The organism is Frankia sp. AgKG'84/4 (assembly GCF_023242965.2).
Lineage (GTDB): Bacteria > Actinomycetota > Actinomycetes > Frankiales > Frankiaceae > Frankia.
Window position 1 is genome coordinate 1 of sequence record NZ_JALKFU020000611.1, and the last position, 3027, is coordinate 3027.

2 protein-coding genes and 1 pseudogene are annotated in these 3027 nt (G+C 74.4%); all 3 read left to right on the plus strand.

All coding sequences use genetic code 11. The features are described from left to right. Positions 1-194: 194 nt before the first annotated feature. Complete coding sequence (locus MXD58_RS23960; RefSeq protein WP_248840353.1) at positions 195-974, plus strand: Rv2133c family protein; 780 nt, start codon at positions 195-197, stop codon at positions 972-974. Positions 975-1079: 105 nt separating this feature from the next. Continuing rightward, positions 1080-2342, plus strand: coding sequence for a cysteine--1-D-myo-inosityl 2-amino-2-deoxy-alpha-D-glucopyranoside ligase (gene mshC, locus MXD58_RS23965; RefSeq protein ID WP_248840354.1), 1263 nt, complete (start codon positions 1080-1082; stop codon positions 2340-2342). Positions 2343-2354: 12 nt separating this feature from the next. Further along, positions 2355-3027 (plus strand): annotated as a pseudogene (locus MXD58_RS23970) (DivIVA domain-containing protein); the annotation flags it as partial.

Below are 3027 nucleotides of genomic sequence, written 5' to 3' on the forward strand. Positions count from 1 at the left end.
GCCTGCCTGCCCGCTGTGCGGCGAGCCTCTCGATGACGACCACGCCTGCCCGCGCAGCAACGGCCACCGCCCGTCCACGAACGGCCAGCTCCCGCCTGGCGGGCCGCTCCCCTGAGCACGGACGGGCCCGGAGAGACGGCCCTCACGCCCGGTGCCCGGCGACAGCCCGGGTCTCCAGCGGACAGACTGGGATGATGGGCGCTCCCGCGGTCGGTCCGCCACCGGGGCGGCGACCGGCCCTCGATCCCGTCGACGGCGGTGGCCTGGACGCCGCCGCCGCCCTCGACCTGCTGCGCCGCGGCGAGCTGACGATCACCGCCCGGCTCACCGACGCCAGCAACGCCACGCTGTACTGCGAGATCAGCACGGCGCGGGCCGCCGGGCGCTGCGTGTACAAGCCGGTGCGCGGCGAGCGGGCGCTGTGGGACTTCCCTGACGGCACGCTCGCCGCCCGGGAGCTCGCCGCCTACGAGGTGTCCGCGGCCCTGGACCTCGGCATCGTGCCGCCGACGGTGCTGCGCGACGGCCCGTTCGGCGAGGGCATGGTGCAGCTGTGGATCGACACCGACATCACCGTCGACCTCGTCGCGTTGACCCGCTCCGAGGACCCGCAGCTGCGCCGCATCGCCCTGTTCGACGCCGTCATCAACAACGCCGACCGCAAGGGCGGGCATCTGCTGCCCGCACCGTCGGGACGCGTCCATGGCATCGATCACGGCGTCACGTTCCACTGCGAGGGCAAGCTGCGCACGCTGCTGTGGACCTGGCGGGGGCACCGCCTGGACGCCGAGGAGACGGCGCTGCTCGGCTGCCTGCGCGACGCCCTCGCCGCCGAACTCGGTGAACGGCTCGGGGAACTGCTGACGGTGAGCGAGCTGCGGGCGCTCGCCGAGCGGGTGGACGGCCTGCTGGACTCCGGCCGTTTCCCCCTGCCCTCGGCGGACTGGCCGCCGATCCCCTGGCCGCCGTTCTGACCTCGCGCTGACGCGTGGGCGCCCGCGTCGTCCGCGCAGGTCGGTTGGCCTCGGTTACCCATCTTGTGCCCGCCGGGCGAACGGTTCGCGGCTACGCTGACACGCATGCAGGCGTGGCCATCTCCCCCGGTACGTCCCCTTCCCGGCCGCGGCCGGCCGTTGCGGGTCTACGACACGCCCGTCGCCGGTGTGCGCCCGGTGGACCCGGGGGCCACCGCCCACCTGTACGTCTGCGGCATCACCCCCTACGACGCGACGCACCTCGGCCACGCGTTCACCTACCTGACGTACGACCTCGCGCAGCGGGTGCTGCGCGACGCCGGGCACGACGTCCGTTATGTACAGAACGTGACGGACGTGGATGATCCGCTGTTGGAGCGCGCCGCGCGCGACGGGCTGGACTGGCGCGACCTGGCCGAGCGGGAGATCGCGTTGTTCCGCGAGGACATGGCGATGCTGCGCATCCTCGCGCCCGACGCGTACGTCGGCGTCGTCGAAGCCATCCCGATGATCGTCGACATGGTCGGTGAGCTCGTCGACCGGGGTGCCGCCTACCAGGTCGAGAACGACGTGTACTTCTCCGTCGCCGCCGCACCCGCGTTCGGCGAGGTCTCCCGGCTGGACCGCGCCGAGATGCTCGAGCTGTGCGCGCAGCGCGGTGGCGACCCGGAGCGCGCCGGCAAGAAGGACCCGCTGGACCCGCTGCTGTGGCGGGCCGAGCGCCCCGGCGAGCCGTCCTGGCCCTCACCGTTCGGCCCGGGCCGGCCCGGCTGGCACATCGAGTGCTCCGCGATCGCGCGCCACCACCTCGACGGCGTCGTCGACCTCCAGGGCGGCGGCACCGACCTCATGTTCCCGCACCACGAGTGCAGCGCGGCGCACGCCGAGGTCGCCACCGGCACCCGCCCGTTCGCCCGCAGCTACGTGCACACGGCGATGGTCAGCCTCGACGGGCACAAGATGTCGAAGTCGCGCGGGAACCTGGAGTTCGTCTCCCGGCTGCGCCGCGTCGGCGCAGACCCCGGCGCGCTGCGCCTGGCCCTGCTCGATCATCGCCACACCGACGACTGGGAGTGGACGGCGGACCTGCTCACCGCGGGCGCGGCGCGTATCGACCGCTGGCGGGCCGCGGTGGCGCTGTCCGCCGGCCCGGATGCGACACCGCTGCTCGCGGCGGTGCGCGAGCGGCTCGCCGACGACCTCGACGCGCCCGGCGCCCTCGCCGCGGTCGACTCCTGGGTCGGTGCCGCGCTGGCCGATCCCGGTGCGGGAACGGGCCCCGCCGGCATCGGGGGGGAGGCGCCCGCACTGGTCGCGCGACTGGTTGACACACTGCTCGGCGTAGACCTTGAACCCGTCCGACCCTGAGGGAGCTGAGGGATGGGGGAGCACGACCACGGGACCGATCCGGGTTCCGCCGCCGACCGGCCCGCCTTCGACGAGGTCGCGCACGGCTACGACCCGCGCCAGGTGGACGACTACCTCGCCAGTCTGTGGCGGTACGCCAGCCAGGTGACCTCCCGCGCGGCTGCCGCTGAGAGCGCGCTGAAGCACGAGCGGGAACGCAACGGGGCCCGCGCCGGCGATGGCCAGTCCGCCGCGCACGCCGGCGCCCGGATCGGCCAGATGCTCGCGATCGCCGAGCAGCAGGCCGAGGAGATCGTCGAAGGGGCGCGGCGCATCGCCGAATCGGCTCTCGAGGAGGTGATCGAGGACGCGGGCGCCAACCACCCGATCGTGCGGGAGGCCCGGGGCCAGGCCGAGAAGCTCCTGCTCGACGCGGTGGAGGAGAGCCAACGCCTCGCGTTGCGCCGTCACCAGGAACTCGCCGAGGACCTCGCCCGCAGCTCCGCCTCCCTCGACACCCTGCGCCACCAGCAGGGCGAGATCATCGGGGCGGTCCTGCGGCTGCGGGGCATCCTGGGCTCGGACGAGTTGGACCGGGCGGTCACCGAGCTCGCTCGTGCCGGCGCCGAGCCCCGACCGGACGACCCCGCCGACGAGACCGGCGCTGGGGCCGCGCGGGGCGCCAGGCGCCCTGCCAGCGCGCGCC

Coding starts and splice junctions, on each gene's coding strand:
- mshC (WP_248840354.1), top strand. CDS start 1,080: ATGCAGGCGTGGCCATCTCCCCCGGTACGTCCCCTTCCCGGCCGCGGC.
- MXD58_RS23960 (WP_248840353.1), top strand. CDS start 195: ATGGGCGCTCCCGCGGTCGGTCCGCCACCGGGGCGGCGACCGGCCCTC.